We start from the raw sequence: 19,176 nt of genomic DNA, 5'->3' as shown, positions 1-19,176 counted from the left end.
GAACTCCGGGCCGGGCCCACGGATTGCGCCAGACCGTTCGCGATGCCGACCGATCACAATGGACTGTTCGCCATGACACCACGCCTGCATTACGGCACGCCTGCCAAGATCCTGCACTGGCTGGTGGTGGCGCTGCTCGCCATCCAATATCCGATCGGCTGGCTGATGCCGGAGCTGCACGCCAATACGCCGCCCGGCGCGCCCATGATCCTGCACATCTCCTTCGGCCTCACCATCCTGATGCTGATCGTGGTGCGCTTCGTCTGGCGGCTGACGCATCCGGTCGCGCCCGAGAGCTCGCTGCCGCCATGGCAGCGGCTGAGTTCGGAGGCGGTGCACTGGATGCTCTATGCGATGGTGCTGGCGAGCACCGTCACCGGTTGGCTGTTCGCCTCGTTCCGCGGCTGGAGCGTGTCGTACTTCTACCTGTTTCCGCTGCCGATGCTGGCCGGCCGCAACCCGGCGGGCAACCGCGCCATCGACGGATTGCACCAGGCGGCCGAATGGCTGCTGCTGATCCTGATCGTCGTTCATGTCGCGGCAGCGCTGGCGCACGTCTTCGTCTATCGCGACCGCATCATGCAGCGCATGCTACCGGGTTAGCCTCACTTGCGCAATTTCGGTCAAGCGCCTGCCATCCGGCTGGAGTACAAAGGACCTCCACGAGCAAGGGAGCAGCACCTTGGCCGCATCGCAATGGACGTTCACGACCGCCGTCGACACGGCGAAGGCTCTGGCGGATCGCGAGGTCTCTTCGGTCGAGCTGACGCAGTTCGCGATCGACCGCATCGCGCGACATGACGGCAAGATCAACGCCATCTGCGTGCGCGATTTCGAACGCGCGCTGGACGCGGCGCGCGCAGCCGATGCGAGCCTCGCGCGCGGCGAGCGTCGGCCTCTGCTCGGCCTGCCGCTGACCGTCAAGGAGTCCTACAACGTCGCCGGGCTGCCGACGACCTGGGGCTTTCCGCAGCAGAAGAATTTCATCGCGTCCGAGGATGCGCTCACGGTGTCGCGCGTCAAGGATGCCGGCGGCATCGTGCTCGGCAAGACCAACGTGCCGATCGGGCTCGGCGATTGGCAGAGCTACAACAACATCTACGGCACCACCAACAACCCGTTCGATCTCGGCCGCACGCCGGGCGGCTCCTCCGGCGGCTCGGCGGCGGCGCTGGCCGTCGGCTATGGATCATTGTCGCTTGGCTCCGACATCGGCGGATCGCTGCGCGTGCCGGCATTTCATTGCGGCGTCACGGCGCACAAGCCGACCTATGGCCTCGTACCCACGCGCGGCCACACGCCGCCGCCGTTCCAGCCGCTGCCGAACGAGGCGGATCTTGCGGTGGTCGGCCCGATGGCGCGCTCGGCTGCCGATCTGTCGCTGCTGCTCGACGTGATGGCCGGACCAGATCCGCTCGAGGCCGGCAAGGCGTATCGGCTGCAACTGCCGCCGGCGCGGCACGCGCGCCTGCAGGATTTCCGGGTCCTGGTGATTGCGAGCGACCCGGTGCTGCCGACCGATCGCGCGGTGCGCAGCGCCGTCGAGCGGCTCGCTGCCGATCTCGCCAAGCTTGGCGTCAACGTCGCCCGTGAGAGCCCGTTGCTGCCGGACTTCGCCGCATCCAGCCGGCTGTACATGCGCCTGCTGCTCGGCTTCCTCGGCGCCACCATGCCGCCGGACGTGCATGCCGGCGCCAGCCAGGCGGCTGCGCAATTGCCGAAGGAGGCCACGAGCCTTGCGGCGGAGCGCCTGCGCGGCCTCGCGCTCAGCCACCGCGACTGGGTGCATGCCAATAACGCCCGCTTCGGAATGCGCGCGCAATGGCGGGCCCTGTTCGAGCGCTTCGATGCGGTGATCTGCCCGATCATGCCGACGCCGGCCTTTCCGCATGACCACTCTCCGGATCAGCGGGAACGCCGCATCAGCATCGACGGCGCCGATCACGACTACAACGATCAGCTCGCCTGGCCGGGCATCGCCACCTTGCCCGGCCTGCCCGCGACGGCGATCCCGCTCGGGCTCGCGAACGGGCTGCCGGTCGGCGCGCAGATCGTCGGCCCCTTCCTCGAAGACCGCACACCGCTCAAGCTCGCCGAACTGATCGAGCGCGAGTTCGGCGGCTTCACGCCGCCGCCGATATTCGTGGATTAGTTGGCGTCCGCAACGACGTGAACCGCGCCTGACCACAATCACAGTCGTGAGTTTGAACCTCAACTCTCACCACTCAGTCATTGCGAGGCGCCCTTGCGTCGAATCAATCCAGACTGCATCTACATAGACAGACTGGATTGCTTCGCTGCTGTTCGCAATGACGAATGGAAGCATCGCCTGCCCTCCCTATTCACCTGACAAACAGCGGACATGCCCCCGCGGCTCCACGGCGCGTGACGCCCGGATCATGCGGTCGGCATGTCCCTCGAAAGATGCGAGGGCGCAGGGAAGGCCAGGTGCCGACTGGCACCTGCGGCCCCCGTGCGAAAAGAATGCACGGGGAAGGAACCACAGGTTCAGCCGGAGCGACCCGGCCTTCCCTGCGCGATGGTCTTCACGCTTATAGACAGTCTCCCTGGTGCGCCGGCTTGTTGGCCACCATGACCGGCGCGAAGCGAAGCTTCGTCGCCAGCGTAACACCAGCTTCGGGGTGTCAGGACCCTGCCACTTCACGTCCGTGCCGTCGGCGCCCGTCAAGCGCGTCCGGTCGCGGCCACCGCGGCCCACCTCGCGTATCGTGACGACGCGTACGCCCCTTGCAGGAGGCGGGTTGCGCAAAGAAGAACATGATTTCGGAAAAATAGCAACTTAAATGTCTTGGGGGCATGGCTGGGCTGGTCCCGGCCATCCACGCCCTGAACGCCTGGAGAGACGTGGATGCCCGGGGCAAACCCGGGCATGACGAGTAAACCAACTGGACCAGCGCTGGACGGCTGCTGCCGACTTGAAATCAACTGCGCCTCACGAATCGAACACGATCACGCTGCGCAGCGTCTTGCCAGCTTTCATGTTGGCAAAGCCCTCGTTGATCTCCGACAGTTTCAGCTTGGCGGAAATCCAGTCCTCCAGGTGCAGCCTGCCGCGCAAATAGAATTCGACGAGGCGGGGCATGTCGACGCGGAAATGGTTGGAGCCCATTGACGAGCCCTGGATGCGGCGCTCGCGCAGGAAATCGAACCCGTGCAGCTCGATCTTCTGGCCGAACGGAATCATCCCGACGATGGTTGCGGTGCCGCCCGGCGCCAGCATCGCGAAGGCCTGCTCGGCGGTCTCCTTGCGTCCGAGCACCTCGAAGGCGTGATGCACGCCGCCCTTGGTCAGCTCGCGCACTTGCGCCACGACATCGCCGTCGGCCGGATTGATGATGTCGGTGGCACCCAGTTTCGTCGCGAGTTGCAGCTTGGCCGGGTTAGTGTCGATGGCGATGATGCGGCCGGCACCAGCGATCTCGGCGCCGTTGATCGCGGCCATGCCGACACCACCGCAGCCGATCACGGCCACCGTCTCGCCGGCCGTCACCCGCGCAGTGTTCACGACCGCGCCATAGCCGGTGATGACGCCGCAGCCGATCAGCGCGGCGAGATCGAGCGGCATGTCTGGCCGGATCTTCACGATCGCGTTCTCGTGCACCAGCATCTGCTCGGCGAAGGATGACAGATTGAGGAACTGGTGCAGCTTCTCGCTTCGTCCCCATGACAGCCGGTTGGAGGCGCCGGGCGGCATCTTCACCGTCGTATCGGTGCACAGCACCGGCCGGCCGGTGGTGCAGTTGTCGCAGGTGCAGAACACCGAGAGACAGGTGACGACGTGATCGCCGGGCTTCACATAGGTCACGTCGGAGCCGACCTGCTCGACGATCCCTGCGGATTCATGGCCGAGCACCGCCGGCAGCGGATGCGGATACAGACCTTCGATGAAATGCAGATCGGAATGGCAGAGACCGGCGACCGCGGTGCGGATCAGCACCTCGCGCGGCCCGGGCTTGGGCACGCTGATGTCCTCGATCACCAGCGGCTTGTTGACCTCCATCAGCACGGCGGCTTTCATTGGCGTTCTCCCATATTGAATATTATTAGTTAGGTCCCGTCTGTCGCGGTCCCGTTGCTATGCTCCCTCGCCCCGCTTGCGGCAGGGCTATCGCATATGACCAATCTGAGTTTTTCGCCAAGTTGTCTCCACATCGTCATGCCCGGGCTCCGTCCCGGGCATCCACGTCTTTCCCAGGATGCCGAACGGCGTGGATGGCCGGGAAGGAGCCCGGCCATGACGGTGTGGAGGGAGCCGAACTCAAGCCAGGATCATCATATGCGCTTCCCCTGCCGCTTGCGGGGCGAGGTGAGCACCGGGATCGCGGCATCTTCTTTGCTCATCCCTCCGGACGACGCGAGGCCAGCAGCTTGGCGATGACATCGTGGTCCACCGTCATGTCCGTGGGCTGCCTACGCCGCAGCGACCAGTTCGCCAACCTCCTCCATGCCGACGACACGCTCGCCGAGCAGCAGCGTCGCAATCGTGTCATCCGTCCTATTTTCCGCAAGCCGGAACGGATCGGACGGCGTCAGCCGGTGGGCGACGACGAGCTTGGCGAGCAGCAGCCTGCGCGCATCGCCGCGCATGGCGTGAATCCGCGCGCTCTCCCATGTCAGCGAGACCGCGCTCGCCGTATGATACAGCAGGCTGGTGGCGCGACGGGACTCGGCTTCGTTGTCGGCGCGGCCAGCGACCTCGCGCGCAAAGCCGACGGCGCGATCGACGAGGCGATGCAGCTGATCACGCCAGGTCTGCGGAACGGCATTGCTGTCGTCGAGCCGCGCATGCAGATCGGCTGCGAGCGCGGCGTCCGCGCCATGGCGGCCGACCGCGCGCTTGAGCGCATCGAGCGCGACGATGTTGCCGGTGCCTTCCCAGATCGAGCCGAGATGCGCGTCGCGCAGCAGCCGCGCGGTGACGAACTCCTCGACATAGCCGATGCCGCCGCGCATCTCCAACGCATCGCCGCAGACCTTGCGGGCATCCCGCGTCGCCCGGAACTTCAAGGTCGGCGTCAGGATGCGCAGCAGCGCTGCCGCATCCTGACTGCCGGCTTCGGCACGATCGAGCGCATCGGCGGTGAGAAAACTCATCGACAGCGCCTGCTCGGTGGCGAGCAGGATCTTCATCAGCTGGCGGCGCCCGAGCGGCAGGTCGACGATGCGCTGGCCGAACACCACACGATTGCGCGCCACCGTGATCGCATCGTGCCAGGCGCGCCGCATCAGCGCGGTCGATTTGACGCCGTTGGAGAGGCGCGACGAATTGACCATCTCGGCCATCTGCACGAAGCCGCGATCGAGCCGGCCGACCGCATAGGCGATCGCGCCGTCGAGCTTGATCTCGCCCGAGGCCATCGAGCGGGTGCCGAGCTTGTCCTTCAGGCGGACGATCCGATAATGGTTCTGGCTGCCGTCATCGAGGAAGCGCGGCATCAGGAACAGGCCGACGCCGCGCGTGCCGCTGTCGGCGCCTTCAGGCCGCGCCAGCAGCATCACCACCTTGGCATCGGCATTGGAGCAGAACCATTTCTCGCCATGCAGGCGCCAATGGTCGCCCTCGGGTACGGCCACCGTGGTGAGCGTGCCGACGTCGGAGCCGCCCTCCTTCTCGGTCATGAACTGGCCGCCCTGGGTCAGCTTCCGCATATCGGTCTGCGTCAGGCCGTCGAGATATCTCGCCTTGAGCCCATCGCTGCCGAAGCTCGCCAGCAGCTTGGCGCAGCCATCGGTGACGTTGATCGGACATCCCAGCCCGAACTCCGCCTGGTTGAACAGGAAGGTGAAGGCGTGCTTGGCGACGACAGGATATTTGTCGGGCCAGCCGAGAATGCCCTTGCGGATCGACATCGCGTGAATGCCGAACTCGCCGAAGGCGGCGCGCTCCAGCTCGCGATAAGCGGGGTGATACTCGATCGACTGCATGTCGCGGCCGAAGCGGTCGCGCTGATGCAGCACCGCGCCCGTGGCGGTCGGCAAGCCGGGCGCATTCGTCCAGATAGCCGCCGGCCAGTTCACCAAGCCGGTCGAGATGCGGCGTGAGGTGACGGAACAGGGTGTCAGGCAGATGGATGCGCAGGAGGTCCGAGAGCGCTGGATCGGCGCGATAAAAGTTCAGCCCGGTGGTATCCGGCGCCAGCAGCGCCGGCCTGGGGCCGCCGGTCATGACGTCCTCGCGCTTCAGGAACTGATGCATGGTTAAGCCCTCGTTCGTTGCTCAAGTCTCTGATGGACTCTTCGACAGGTTGCATCTGATCGGGTACACCACGTCCCATGCTCGAACGCGCGAGGGAGCAGATCCATGACCTATCAACCGACCGAGGTTTATCGCATCTTCGGGGCGGAGATGTCGCCCTATTCGGTCAAGGTGCGATCGTATCTGCGTTACAAGGGCATTCCGCATCATTGGATATTGCGTAACGCGGAAAGCGAAGCGGAGTATGCACGGCACGCCAAGCTGCCGATCATTCCGCTGGTGGTCTCACCGGACGAGCAGCCGATGCAGGATTCCACGCCGATCATCGACGCGCTCGAGCTCGATTTCCAGGAACCGTCGATCCATCCCGGCGACGTGCTGACGAGCTTCATCTCCGCGCTCATCGAGGAGTTCGGCGACGAGTGGGGCAACAAATGGATGTTCCACTATCGCTGGGCGCGCGATGTCGATCAGCGGGCCTCAGCCGGGCGCATCGCCCGCATGGTCGCGCCGAAAGCCGATGAGGCCAGCTTTACAAAGGTCGCCGAGAAGATCCGCGCCCGGATGGTGGAGCGACTCTGGTATGTCGGATCGAACGAGGTCAACGCGCCGCAGATCGAGCGCGGTTTCGTCGAGATGCTAGGTCTCCTGGAACGGCATCTGGTGGTCCGGCCCTATCTGTTCGGCGGGCGGCCGGCCTATGGCGATTTCGGCCTGTGGGGCCAATTCTACGAGCTGTGGACCGATCCGACCGCCGGCGCGCTGATCGAGGGCAACGCGCCCCACGTGCTGGCCTGGATTCACCGCATGCTGTGGCCGCGCGCCGAAGGCGATTTCGAGCTCTGGCCCGAACTGTCGCTGACTTTGATGCCGATCCTGACGCGACAGGTCGGCGCGCTGTTCATGCCATGGACGCTCGCCAACGAGCAGGCTTTGGCTGACAATCGCGACTTGTTCACCGTCCAGCTCGACGGCGCCCTCTGGACCCAGAAGCCGCAGAAATATCATGCGCGGTCGCTGGCAATGCTGCGCGGCAAATACGCCTTCCTGCATGACCGCAGCCGGCTCGACGTGGTGCTGGAGGAGATCGGCTGCCTGGCGGGATTGCAGCCGCGTCCGGCCTGACCTCCGGCAGAATTGTGGGGATGAACGGTAGGAAGATGACACCGGCTGCACTAGCTTGAGCGGACGCATCGCCAGGATTTCGGCCAGGAGTCTGGCCAGGACTTTGCCGAGGACAAGCTGATGGACATCCCTGCCTACAAGATCGCCCTGATCGTCGGTGCCGGCGAGGGCCTCTCCGCCTCATTGGCGCGGCTGTTCGCGCGCGAGAAGATCCGCGTGGCGCTGGCCGCGCGCAAGATCGAGAAGCTCGGCGCGCTCTGTAGCGAGACCGGCGCCCGCGCCTATCCGTGCGACGCGACCAATCCAGACGAGGTGGAACGGCTGTTCGGTCTGGTCGAGCGCGAGATCGGCGCACCCGATCTCGTGGTCTACAATGCCAGCGCCAGGGCGCGCGGCGCGCTGGTCGATCTCGTGCCGGCCGACGTGCAGAACGCCATCGCTGTGAGCGCGTTCGGCGGCTTCCTGGTGGCGCAGCAGGCGGCGCAGCGCATGCTGCCGAACAAGCATGGCGCCATCCTGTTCACCGGCGCCTCCGCCAGCGTGAAGGGCTATGTGCAATCGGCGCCGTTCGCGATGGGCAAGTTCGCTTTGCGCGGCCTCGCCCAGAGCATGGCGCGCGAACTGTCGCCGCAGGGCATCCATGTCGCGCATTTCGTCATCGATGGTGGCATCAAGAGCGCCGAGCGCCAGGAGCCCGCGGAGCGTCCGGATTCGATGCTTGATCCCGACGCCATTGCGGCGAGCTATTGGAGCGTGCTGCAGCAGCCGCGCAGCGCCTGGACATGGGAGATGGAGCTGCGTCCCTGGGTAGAGACGTTCTGAGAGCCGATGTCGCTCAGGCCGTAGCTGGTCGAGCACCGCTCTCTCACCTCGTCATTGATGTTCGCCTCATAACAACTGTTATCGCCCGGTTCGACCGGGCGATCCAGTCACCGCTGCTCACAGCGAGAGACACCGAGAGGCCGCGGCGTAATGGATGCTCCGGCTGCGCTGGGCATGACGCCCCTCATGTGATGACATGCGTTGTGTTGCGCGGCTCATGACCGACCATTTGCAGGCCAGAACCTGACGACTGCGCGACGAATCCCGTCAGCACCTTCTCGAACCGCACCAAGGTCCAGTCATCCGGATGCGGCTGGATCGTGAAACCGGCCTTGCAGGCCAGCGCGATCATGACGTCATTGGTGCGCAGCGCGTCACCCGACAGCACGACGCCGCCGAGGGCGCGCGCGCGCCGTTCGAGATGCGCGATCAGCGCCGGGCCGATGCCGTGGCCGTGCCAGCGGTCCTGCACCGACAGGCCGAATTCGACGCGACCGCTGCCGCGATCGAGCGCATAGCGCGCCTCGGCGACGACACTCTCGACGCCGTCCTGCGCCATGATCGCCACCAGGCTGTAACGGTCGTTGCGGCCGAGCGCGACGAAGTCATCGAGCACCGCCTTGGGCAACTCGCTCAACGCGCCGAGGAAGCGCTTGTGGCGGGAGCGCGGGCTCAGGCGGCGGACATAGGCCTGCAACAGCTCGGCATCATCCGGCGTCACGAAGCGCAAGTGCACCGCCTCGCCGCGCCGCGTCAGGATGACGTTGGACACAGCGGCGTGGTCGACAATGGCTGATCTCGGCATCGCGGGCTCCTCGCGGCGGGTTGCCGGCGCTGTCCCTCGCGGAGCAGCGCCGGCGGCGGGGCGAGTGAGGGATCACGCCCGCCAGAACGGCTTGTCGATCTCAGCGGCGATGTCGCTGCGGGACAAACCGAGATCGTGCAGGTCACGCTCCGACCAGAGCGATAGTTCGTGCCGTGTGCGGTAGCGAAAGCGCCAGGCTACGAGCTGCTCGGCCACTCCGGACCACAGCCCGCGGGCATGATTTTTCGTCATCAGTGAGGAGACGTAAATGGACATGGAAGCCTCCTGGAAATACAATGAGGCTGCAATATCGACCGGAAAATGCTCATCCACAAACGACATTTGCTACCGTTTCGGATGAATTAATATCATGAACTAAGGAGGCCTGGAGGATGCCGCGGCTGCCCTCTCTGAACGGATTGCGGGCGTTCGAGGCCGCAGCGCGGCATCTCAGCTTCACCCGCGCCGCCTCCGAATTGAACGTGACGCAGACCGCGATCAGCCACCAGATCAAACGGTTGGAGGACGAACTCGGCATTCGGCTGTTCGTGCGGCAGAACCGCAGCCTCGCGCTGACGCCGCAGGCCCGCGACTATCTGCCGCTGGTGCGCGCCGCCTTCGACGATCTCAGGCTGGCGACCGAGCGGCTGGTGCGCAAGGACAATGGCAAGGTGCTGACGGTCTCCACCATCGCCTCGCTGGCGGCCAAATGGCTGCTGCCGCGGCTGATCGCGTTCCAGGAGGCTCATCCCGGCATCGACGTGCGCATCACGACGTCCACCAGCCTGGTCGATTTCCGGAAGGACGATGTCGACGCCGCAATCCGCTACGGCCGCGGCCATTGGCCTGGCGCCCGCGCCGAATGGCTGATGGCCGACGAACTGTTTCCGGTTTGCAGCCCGGCTCTGCTGCAGGGCGACAAGCCGCTGCGCTGCCCGGAGGACCTCGCCAACCATACCTTGCTCCAGGCGAGCGGCGGCTATGACGACGACTGGCGATTGTGGCTGACGGCAGCGGGCCTGCCGGTGGAAATCTCGCGGCAGAGCAGCCTCAGCTTCGATCTGCTGTTCATGACCGTTCAGGCTGCGATTGACGGGCTCGGCGTCGCCATCGGCCGCACCGCCTATGTCCAGGACGACATCGCCAAAGGCCGCCTCGTCGTCCCGTTCAAAATGGCGCTGCCGAGCGACGCAGGGTTCTATTTGGTCACGCCGGAGGGCCGCACCGACGCGCCCAAGCTCAAGGCTTTCCGGCAATGGCTCAAGAGTGCAGCGCAACAAACCCGTGAAGCGCGAAATCCTGTTCAGCGTTAGGCATTTGTCCGCAAACCTATTGGCCGACAGGATGTCGCATGGCAAATTGCCGCACCATTCCCGACGGCCGGCGCAGAAATTCTTCCGCACGAGCCATGCGACGGTAGGAGTTTCTTCGCGTGTCACAGCCCTCTGCCTCCCAGGCGCCCACCATCAATTCGCGGATCGGCGCGATCCTGCGCGCGACCAGCGGCAATTTCCTCGAGCAGTTCGACTTCTTCCTGTTCGGCTTCTACGCGGCGGCGATCGGCAAGGCGTTCTTCCCCTCGACCGACGAGACGGCCTCGCTCCTGAACACGTTCGGCGTGTTCTGGCTCGGCGCGCTGATGCGCCCGGTCGGCGCCATCGTGCTCGGCGCCTATATCGACAAGATCGGACGCCGCCAGGGCCTGATCGTGACGCTCGGCATCATGGCCGCCGGCACCGTCGTCATCGCCTTCTGCCCGTCCTATGAGACCATCGGCATCGCGGCGCCGGTGATCGTGCTGCTCGGCCGCCTGTTGCAGGGATTCTCGGCGGGCGTCGAGCTCGGCGGCGTCTCGGTCTATCTGTCGGAGATCGCCACCCCTGGCAATCGCGGCTTCTACACCTCGTTCCAGTCGTCGAGCCAGCAGGTCGCGATCTTCGTCGCCTCCATCCTCGGCTATCTGTTGAGCGAGGCCATGCCGGCGGCCACCGTGACCGCCTGGGGCTGGCGTATCCCGTTCTTCGTCGGCTGCCTGATCATCCCGCTGATCTTCTTCCTACGCCGCACGCTGGAGGAAACGCCGGCCTTCCTGGCCATGAAGAAGCATCCCACGGCCCGCGAAGTGTTCGCCTCGGCGCTTGCCAATTGGCGCATCGTGCTGCTCGGCATGATGATCGCGATCCTGACCACGACGACGTTCTATTTCGTCACCGTCTACACCCCGACCTTCGGCAAGACCGTGCTGAAGCTGTCGACGGCGGATGCGCTGCTGGTGACGCTCCTGGTCGCCGTGACCAACTTCATCTGGAACCCGGTCGGCGGCGCGCTGTCCGACCGCATCGGCCGCAAGCCGGTGCTGATCGCGATCGCGGCGCTGTCGCTGCTGACCGCCTATCCGGCGCTGAGCTGGCTGGTATCGGCACCGAGCTTCGGCAAGATGCTGGCGGTCGAGATGATGTTCTCGTTCTATTTCGGCATGTACAGCGGCACCATGCTGGGCGCGCTGGTCGAGATCGTGCCGGCGCATGTCCGCACCACCTGCTTCTCGCTGGCCTTCGCGCTCGCCGCGGCGCTGTTCGGCACCTTCACGCCGTTCGCCGCGACCTGGCTGATCGAGAAAACCGGCGACAAGGCCTCGCCCGGCTTCTGGCTGATGTTCGCGGCCGTGCTCGGCATCATCGCCGCCCTGACCGTCTATCGCGGCGGCAAGCAGGCCGTGGCGACGCGCGAGCCGGCGACGGCCTGACCTGGTTGCCTGTTGTCATCGCGGGCGGCATCATCGGATGCCGCCCGCTTTTGTTTGCCGCCGGAGCGGAAACGAGGTCTGTCATGGATGAGCTGATCGCCATCGCCGAGCGGGTTGCGCAACGCCTCGTCGCGCGCAAGCAGACCATTGCGGTTGCGGAATCGTCGGCGGGCGGGCTGATCGCGGCGTCGCTGCTCGCGGTGCCCGGCGCCTCGGCCTATTTCCTCGGCGGCGCCGTGGTCTACACCCGCGATGCCCGCCGCGTGCTGATGGACATTCCGGACGAGGCGATGAAGGGTATCCGCTCGGCCTCCGAACCCTATGCGGAGTTGCTGGCGCGGCAGATCAGGACGCGTTTTGCGACCGACTGGGGATTGTCGGAGACCGGCGCCGCCGGCCCGACCGGCAACCGCTATGGCGACGCAGCGGGACATGCGTGTTTTGCGGTGGACGGTCCAGCGTCCGCGGTGGTCACGCTGGAGAGCGGCAGCAGCGACAGGGCCACCAACATGCAGCTGTTCGCGAAAAGCGCGCTGCAGCTGTTGCTTGAGAACCTCGACGCATAATCCGGTGTCGTCCCGGACAAGCCCGCTGACGCGAAGCGACGGCGGGCGCCGATCCGGGACCGCTACCGCGTGATCTGTCTTGAGGCAGGCTGAGCGTCGAACCTTCGCGCAAACCGACAACCGCCTGTGGTTATGGATCCCCGCTTGCGCGGGGATGACACTGAGTTTGAGGGGCTGCCGGTGGCCTCTCTACGGGCCGGAGGAAGCCGCGGTCTCACTTCTCCCGGAACGCGCGCATCAGCTGGTCGTGCAGCGGCTTCATCAGATAGGACAGCACGGTGCGATCGCCGGTCTGGACGAAGGCCTCCGCCGGCATGCCCGGGATCAGCTTGACGTCGCCGAGTCGGGCGATCTCCTGCGGCGGCATCGAGACGCGGATGGTGTAGTAGCTCTGGCCGGTGCGCTGGTCGGTGGTGACGTCGGGCGAGACGCGGCTGACCACGCCATTCAACTCCGGGGTTGTGCGCTGGTTGAAGGCGGACAATCGTAGCAAGGTCTTCTGGCCGACCTGCAGCTTGTCGATGTCCTGCGGATTGACCTTGGCCTCGACCTGAAGATCGTCGGCCTGCGGCACGATCAGCATGATCGTGTCGCCGGCGGTGATGACGCCGCCGACGGTATGGACGGAGGATTGCAGCACCATGCCGTCCTGCGGCGCGCGGATGTCGACGCGGCGCAGCTGGTCCTCGGCGGTGACCTTGCGCTCGACGAACTCGCCGATCTTGTCGGTGGTCTCGCGCAGATCCTTCGACACCTCGCTGACCATGTCCTTGTCGACCTGGATGATCTGCAGCTCGGTCTCGCTGATCTTGCCCTTGGCCTGGGCCCGTGCGGCGATGAATTGCGCGCGCTCGCCGTTGAGGCGGGCGGTATCGCGCTCCAATGTGGTCAGGCGCGACAACTGCACCAGATGCTGCTCATAGAGCTGGCGCACGCCCTCGAGCTCCTTCTGCACCAGCGCGATCTCCTGCTCCTTGGCGCCGACCTGCGCCGAGAGGCCCTCGATCTCCTCGGTGAGCTGGGCGACGCGCTCGCGCAACTGCGCCTTCTGGCCGATGCGGCCATTGACGCGAACCTCGAACAGCTTGGTCTCCGACGCCAGCAGGCCGCTGACGTCGGGGTCGCTCAGGCGCTGCAGCAGCTGCGGCGGGAACAGGATCTTGGCCCAGCCACGCTGCTCGGCCTCCAACCGGGCGGCGCGCGCCAGCAGCGCATCGAGGTTCTTGGTGACGATGGCAAGACTCGCCTTGGTCACCGTGTCGTCGAGCCGCACGACGATATCGCCGGACTTGACGACATCGCCGTCGCGGGCCCGGAGCTCGCCAACGACACCACCGGTCGGATGCTGCACCTTCTTGACGTTGGATTCGACCACGATCTGGCCGGGCGCGATCAGCGCGCCGGAGATCTGCTGGGTCGCGGCCCAGCCGCCGAGCCCGCCGGCGACGACCGCGACCACGGCCATGCCGACGATCAGGTGCAACCGGATCGACTGCCGCACCCCGACCGTCTTGCCTGGTCTGATCGCTGCGCCTGTGATGACTTGGCTGCTCATGGAACCTGGCTGCTCATGGGATTGGACGGCTCATGGGATTCGACGGTCATGACTTGTTCGACGGTCATGACTTGGCGACCCCAGCCTCGGAGACGATCTTGATCGGCGCCGGCGGCGCGCCGCGTGGCTGCAGGACCTGCGCGAGCACTGTTTCCTTGGCGCCGAACGCCTGCATCCGGCCATCCTTCATCACCAGCACCTGATCGACCGCCTCGATGCCGATCGGCCGGTGCGCGACGACGATGACAATGGCCCCGCGCGCACGCGCCGAGCGCACCGCGCGCGACAGGGCCTCGTCGCCCTCAGTATCGAGATTCGAGTTCGGCTCGTCGAGCACGATCAAGAACGGCTTGCCGTAAAGGGCGCGCGCGAGCGCCACCCGCTGCGCCTGCCCTGCCGAGAGCGCGGCACCCTGCTCGCCGACCTGCGTATCATAGCCCTCGCGCATCTTGATGATCATGTCGTGGACGCCGGCTTCCTTCGCGGCCGCGATGACGGCATCGGCGGAGGCGTGCGGATCGAAGCGGCTGATATTCTGGGTCACCGATCCAGCGAACAGTTCGACATCCTGCGGCAGATAGCCGATATGCCGGCCGAGCTCGTCCGAGGACCACTGATCGAGCGCCGCACCATCAAGCCGGACATGGCCGCGCACCGGACGCCACACACCGACCAGCGCCCGCACCAGCGAGGATTTGCCCGATGCGCTCGGCCCGATGATGCCGAGGCCATTGCCGGCCGAGAGCGCAAAGGTGACGTCCTGCACGATCAGCTTCTGGTCGCCCGGCGCCACGATCGAGATGCTCTCGACCGAGAGCTTGCTGACCGGCGCCTGCAGCAAGGTCGGCGCGGGACGCGCTGGCATGGTGTGCAGCAGCTGGCTGAGGCGGTGCCAGCTCTGGCGCGCCGCCACGAAGCTTTTCCAATGCGCAATCGCGAGATCGACCGGGGCCAGCGCCCGCGCGCTCAGGATCGAACCTGCGATGATGATACCGGCGGTGGCCTCCTGGTGAATCACCAGATAGGCGCCGACCGCAAGCACCGCCGATTGCAGCATCATGCGCAGCACCTTGGCGATCGCGCCGAGGCCGCCGGCCACATCGCTGGCGCGCTGGTTGCCGGCGAGATATCGATCATTGGTCTCGCTCCAGCGCTGCATCATCCGCCCGGCCATGCCCATCGCGACCAGCACTTCGGCGTTGCGGCGGCTCGCGGTGGCGAGATCGTTGCGGCGGGCGGCGAGTCCCATCGCCTCCTTGGCCGGGGTCCGGGTGAGGAACTCCGTGACCAGGGTCAGTGTCACCAGAATGATGGCGCCGACCAGCGCGGTGACGCCGAGCATGACGTGAAAGGCGAAGCAGATCGCGAGATACAGCGGCAGCCACGGCAGATCGAAGAAAGCGCCGGGCCCCTGGCTGCCGAGAAAGCTCCGGATGTTGTCGAGATCGCGCAACGGCTGCAACCCCTCATTGCGACCGCCGACCGCCAGCGGCAAGCGCACCACGGTATCGAACACCCGTGCATTCAGGCTTTCGTCCAACGCCGTGCCGATCCGCCCGAGGATGCGGCTGCGGATCATGTCGAGCGCGCCCTGCGCGACATACAGCCCGGCAGCGATGAGGATGAGGCCGATCAGGGTCGGCACGCTCCGGCTCGGCAGCACCCGGTCATAGACCTCGAGCATGAAGATCGAGCCGGTGAGGTACAGCAAATTGACGACGCAACTCATCAGTCCAACACCGATGAAGGCGCCGCGGCAGCCCCTCAATGCGTCGCGAAGCTCGGAAGGTCCGGTGCCGAATGGGGGCAGCATCGATCTTTTTCCAGGTCAGATGGCTTGATGGTTAGTCGAGATAGTTAGTCGAGCGTGTACGGCGGACGGAGCGTGGCTTGCTCAGTATACCTGCTCCGGTCGAATCCGCGCAACCAAGCACGGCAGTTGGCGAGGCAGGAGCGCGGCGTCGTGCCGCGCTCCTCGGACCGTCGGTATCGATGCAACCGGCCTTTATCAGGCGCCAGCCGGACAAACCTCGCCGCAGCGCCGCCGCGGACACCGGGGCAGACCCAGCCGGCCAAGACCAAGGAGCCCTACACCCTAGACCAGATGAAAGCCATCATGCAGCACCGCAGGATGGGCAAGCGATTGGAGCTGAGCATCGAGGCTCAATCCACCGGCGGCATGGGCGGATGCAAGATCCGCCCCGTGGCCCGCGGCATGGGCGAGCGCCCAACCGGGTATGATCGTGTGGAAGCCGATCGCATGAAGCTGCGCCAGATCCACCGCCGTCAAGGACTGCAGCGTCTTCTCGTTATAATGCTCGTTGAACGGATCCTGCGGTCCCTGCACGCCGGTATTGAGGAAATCCGAGGTGTCAGATGTCTGACCATAATCGGCAAGTTTGGTCTTGCCGCCATCGAGCGAGAAATAGGCCGCGGGAGCTGTGCTGGCCTCCTTCGAATACAGGCGAACGCCCGGCGCCGTATAGCGATAGAAGTCGAAGATCGGCGGCAGATTTTCCGATGGCGCCAACTGCATCCGGCCGAGACCGTGGGTGAGCTCGTGCAAGGCGACGGCGACCGGATTTGACACATCGGCATCGAGATGAATGCCCGCATCATCGGTGGTCGGATCATTCGGATTGAGATGGACGTTGGGTGCTTTCGTCGGATCGTTCATCACCAGCAGCTTGGGATCGTAGAGCGTGAACAGCTTCGCCTGCGCCATGGTCAACGTAATCACCGACTTGCCATCGATCGAAGAGCCCGACGGCAGCGAGGCGAAGGTCCGATCGCCGGCCGTGGCGCTGCCCGACAGCAGGTCGTGCACCTTGGAATATGACAGGCCCCAGACACTGTCGGGACCACCGTCAGCACCCCGCCCGGTTCCACTGACGTCGACCTGAAAGTTGACGGTGATCCTGTCGGTGATGACGCCGCTCAGCATGGCTGCCGCCTGCTCGATCCCGGCGCGGATCGCGGCCGGAGCCTTCATCGCGTCGGCATCGTAGATCAAGTTGAAGACCATGCCCCCCTGGTCAATCGTCACGACGGCGCCGCCGGCGGGCGCTGCCGGCGTAGCGGCCGCCATCCCGCCGGACTGAGGCCCCGGTCCGGACGACACGGCATGGAGACGATAACCGACCGCTTCAGGCAGATCAGGAAAGACGAATCCGTCCAACATTGAGTCGAAGAGATCCTGCGCGTCGAAGAGATGGTGCTGATCGAGCACCCGATGCGGTGCCAGTGCAGACTTCATTTGACTTACCCTGTTTGCTTGACGGTCCTTTGCGGCCGTCGCATTTCACGATGAATGTCCCTGACTCAGAGAAGCGGTGATCCGAAGCGCATGTCGTCGAAGCGGGACTGCGTCCGCATCGCCATTTGCCGGATTTGATGTGACGGATCACGACGGCGCTCGTCGTCTGACCTTCCGCCGTTGACCATCGCATCGCCGCTCACGAATCTGGGGGCTGCCGACATGGCCCCCGATCCTTCGATCGGGTGACCTAACTGCTTCATCATCGCCCTGACAAACAACGTCGGCGCGGCGAACTCTGTGTTTCATCGCCGCAGAAAGCAACACACTTTTAGATTGAATACACCGGATCGCCATCGATGACCTACTTTTGCCGGAAGGATGAATTGTATCCTCGCGCAATCGACAGCCGCGACGCGAAGCATCATCGATGGTCGGCGCGTCCGAGACACGCCGAATATGACAATGACCGGTAAAGCTGATTGCGCCCTATGCGCCGCGACTTCAGCCCGAAGCCCTGGTTCGAGCTCCCGGTCGAGTCCAATATCGAGATCGTCATGACCACCATCGCACACGTCCTACGGTTGAGCGCATCTCCCGATGAGGAAAACATTCCCGAGATTGCTCCGATGCGACCATGGCTCGGTTGCCGCTCGCGGCGCAGGAGCAGCCCACGCCACGGAGGCACCTTCTGATCTCGAAACATCCGAGGAGGCCGTCTGCGGATGGCCATCTGTCGAGCCGCGACGGGCGCATCGTGAGACCGCCGGCGCGTCAGCCGGCGGTCCGCTGCGTCCTTCACCTAGACCAGATGGAAATCGCCATGATGGAGCAAGGGGTGAGGGTTATGAAACAGGTCATTCAACCCGCTATGCAGATCCGTGACACCGGCCGCGCTCGCACTGCTTCCGCTCGCGGACGCGACCGAACTCGCAGATGCGGAGCCACCCGCCGGCGTCCCGGTGATCTGTGCCGTCGAGAAGGCCGGAATGTATGTGTGGAAGCCCAACGCATGCATCTGCTGCAGATCGACCAACGACAAGGTGCTGGGCGTAGCGTTGGAATAGAACTCGTTGAACGGATCCCGATCACCTTGAACGCCTTCGTTGAGAAAGTCGGCCGGGTCCGAAGTCTGACCGTAATCGGCCAGCTTGGTCTGACCACCGTCGAGCGAGAAATAGGCTGGCGGCGCCTTTTGCAGATCGGCCGAGTACAGATGCGTACCCGGGCTCGTATAGCGGTAGAACTCGAAGATGCTGGGCGAGCTCTCCGGCACCTTCGTGATCGACAGCGGCATGTTCGTTCGCCCGAGCGCGTGGGTCAGCTCATGCAGCGACAGGGCAATCGGATTTGGGGTATCCGCAGCAAGATGGACGAATCCATCGTCCGAGGTCTGGTCATTGGCTTTGAGCAGGGTGATGTTCGGATTGAACAGATTAAACAGCTTCATCTGCGCGGCATAGACGGTGACAACAGACGCGCCGCCGATCGTCGATCCTGACGGAAGCGCACTGAAGGTCTGATCGCCGCGCGGAGCACTGGCGACAAGCGCATCGTGCACGCTCGAATAATTGATGTTGTTCCAGCCCCAATCAGGATCGGCTGTGCCGCCGCCGCCCGTACCGCTGATGTCAACCTTGATGTTGACGGTGATCCTGTCCGTCAGCGACGCGCTGAGGATACCGGCAGCCTGCTCAAGCCCAGCGCGAACACTCTGAGGCGCCGACATCGAGGCGGCATCATAGATCAGATTGAAGACAACGCCGCCCGAATCTACGGTCACGACAGAACCGCCGGCTGGTGCCGATGGACCAGCCTGCCCCGGCGTTGCTGCCGTCGCTCCTGATCCCGCAGCGGACGCAGCGTCCGGTTGCGGCCCACCGCCCTGCAGCGCCTGTGTTTGCAACTGATAGGGCTGCAGGCTGTGAAATGGGCTGAAGATTGTATCGATCTCCCAAGGCGTATCCCAGAGATCCTGGAGGTCAACGGTCCCTCGCAGGTTGGCAGCCGTTCTCATGTCATCCTCTCATGCTCTTGATTGAGGTTGGGAACGTCCTGATCGAATGGTCACGGCCATTCAGCGC

The 19,176-nt window shown here is 64.9% G+C and carries 14 protein-coding genes and 1 pseudogene; 7 read left to right on the top strand and 8 right to left on the bottom strand.

Annotated features, from left to right (window positions below; genetic code table 11):
- The first annotated feature begins 72 nt into the window (after nt 1-72).
- Together ACVIJ6_RS14565 and ACVIJ6_RS14560 are read left to right on the top strand one after the other, a co-directional pair.
- Nucleotides 73-603 (top strand): cytochrome b, encoded by a 531-nt coding sequence (locus ACVIJ6_RS14565; RefSeq protein WP_456773250.1) that lies wholly within the window; start codon nt 73-75, stop codon nt 601-603.
- Nucleotides 604-682: 79 nt separating this feature from the next.
- The gene (locus ACVIJ6_RS14560) at nt 683-2,152 is read left to right on the top strand and encodes an amidase (RefSeq protein ID WP_456773249.1); all 1,470 of its coding nucleotides are present in this window, start codon (nt 683-685) and stop codon (nt 2,150-2,152) included.
- Nucleotides 2,153-2,953: 801 nt separating this feature from the next.
- Here the strand turns inward: ACVIJ6_RS14560 and ACVIJ6_RS14555 are convergent.
- Nucleotides 2,954-4,039, bottom strand: coding sequence for a Zn-dependent alcohol dehydrogenase (locus ACVIJ6_RS14555; protein ID WP_456773248.1), 1,086 nt, complete (start codon nt 4,037-4,039; stop codon nt 2,954-2,956).
- 392 nt (nt 4,040-4,431) lie between these two features.
- Nucleotides 4,432-6,217: pseudogene (locus ACVIJ6_RS14550) on the bottom strand (acyl-CoA dehydrogenase family protein).
- Nucleotides 6,218-6,322: 105 nt separating this feature from the next.
- Here ACVIJ6_RS14550 and ACVIJ6_RS14545 point away from each other — a divergent pair.
- Both ACVIJ6_RS14545 and ACVIJ6_RS14540 read left to right on the top strand, forming a co-directional pair.
- Nucleotides 6,323-7,342 carry a glutathione S-transferase family protein gene (locus tag ACVIJ6_RS14545; RefSeq protein WP_456773247.1) on the top strand — a complete coding sequence of 340 codons (1,020 nt, stop codon included), beginning with the start codon at nt 6,323-6,325 and terminating at the stop codon, nt 7,340-7,342.
- Nucleotides 7,343-7,462: 120 nt separating this feature from the next.
- A complete protein-coding gene (locus ACVIJ6_RS14540) occupies nt 7,463-8,164 on the top strand; it encodes an SDR family NAD(P)-dependent oxidoreductase (protein WP_456773246.1) in 702 nt (233 codons plus the stop codon).
- A gap of 184 nt (nt 8,165-8,348) precedes the next feature.
- Here the strand turns inward: ACVIJ6_RS14540 and ACVIJ6_RS14535 are convergent, their stop codons facing one another.
- Nucleotides 8,349-8,900 carry an N-acetyltransferase family protein gene (locus ACVIJ6_RS14535; protein ID WP_456776983.1) on the bottom strand — a complete coding sequence of 184 codons (552 nt, stop codon included), beginning with the start codon at nt 8,898-8,900 and terminating at the stop codon, nt 8,349-8,351.
- Nucleotides 8,901-9,041: 141 nt separating this feature from the next.
- Nucleotides 9,042-9,245 carry a DUF1127 domain-containing protein gene (locus tag ACVIJ6_RS14530; RefSeq protein WP_456773245.1) on the bottom strand — a complete coding sequence of 68 codons (204 nt, stop codon included), beginning with the start codon at nt 9,243-9,245 and terminating at the stop codon, nt 9,042-9,044.
- A gap of 116 nt (nt 9,246-9,361) precedes the next feature.
- Between ACVIJ6_RS14530 and ACVIJ6_RS14525 the strand changes: the two genes are divergently transcribed.
- The 3 genes from ACVIJ6_RS14525 (at nt 9,362) to ACVIJ6_RS14515 (ending at nt 12,281) form a co-directional block, all read left to right on the top strand.
- The gene (locus tag ACVIJ6_RS14525; protein WP_456773244.1) at nt 9,362-10,282 is read left to right on the top strand and encodes a transcriptional regulator GcvA; all 921 of its coding nucleotides are present in this window, start codon (nt 9,362-9,364) and stop codon (nt 10,280-10,282) included.
- A 119-nt stretch (nt 10,283-10,401) separates the two neighbouring features.
- Nucleotides 10,402-11,715 carry a tricarballylate/proton symporter TcuC gene (gene tcuC / locus ACVIJ6_RS14520; protein WP_456773243.1) on the top strand — a complete coding sequence of 438 codons (1,314 nt, stop codon included), beginning with the start codon at nt 10,402-10,404 and terminating at the stop codon, nt 11,713-11,715.
- Nucleotides 11,716-11,798: 83 nt separating this feature from the next.
- Nucleotides 11,799-12,281 carry a CinA family protein gene (locus tag ACVIJ6_RS14515; protein ID WP_456773242.1) on the top strand — a complete coding sequence of 161 codons (483 nt, stop codon included), beginning with the start codon at nt 11,799-11,801 and terminating at the stop codon, nt 12,279-12,281.
- A gap of 214 nt (nt 12,282-12,495) precedes the next feature.
- On the opposite strand, the gene ACVIJ6_RS14510 is transcribed toward ACVIJ6_RS14515, so the two are convergent.
- The 4 genes from ACVIJ6_RS14510 to ACVIJ6_RS14495 form a co-directional block, all read right to left on the bottom strand.
- Complete coding sequence (locus ACVIJ6_RS14510) at nt 12,496-13,836, bottom strand: HlyD family type I secretion periplasmic adaptor subunit (RefSeq protein WP_456773241.1); 1,341 nt, start codon at nt 13,834-13,836, stop codon at nt 12,496-12,498.
- Nucleotides 13,837-13,900: 64 nt separating this feature from the next.
- Nucleotides 13,901-15,649, bottom strand: a complete 1,749-nt coding sequence (locus ACVIJ6_RS14505) for a type I secretion system permease/ATPase (RefSeq protein ID WP_456773240.1) — start codon at nt 15,647-15,649, stop codon at nt 13,901-13,903.
- A 282-nt stretch (nt 15,650-15,931) separates the two neighbouring features.
- Nucleotides 15,932-17,092, bottom strand: coding sequence for an NF038122 family metalloprotease (locus tag ACVIJ6_RS14500; protein WP_456773239.1), 1,161 nt, complete (start codon nt 17,090-17,092; stop codon nt 15,932-15,934).
- Between the two features lie 802 nt (nt 17,093-17,894).
- Nucleotides 17,895-19,109 (bottom strand): NF038122 family metalloprotease, encoded by a 1,215-nt coding sequence (locus ACVIJ6_RS14495; protein WP_456773238.1) that lies wholly within the window; start codon nt 19,107-19,109, stop codon nt 17,895-17,897.
- Nucleotides 19,110-19,176: the final 67 nt, after the last annotated feature.

The sequence above is a fragment of the Bradyrhizobium sp. USDA 4369 genome (assembly GCF_054056435.1).
The sequence above is the reverse complement of the archived record's forward strand: the minus strand, read 5'-3'. Positions and strand labels throughout refer to the sequence as shown.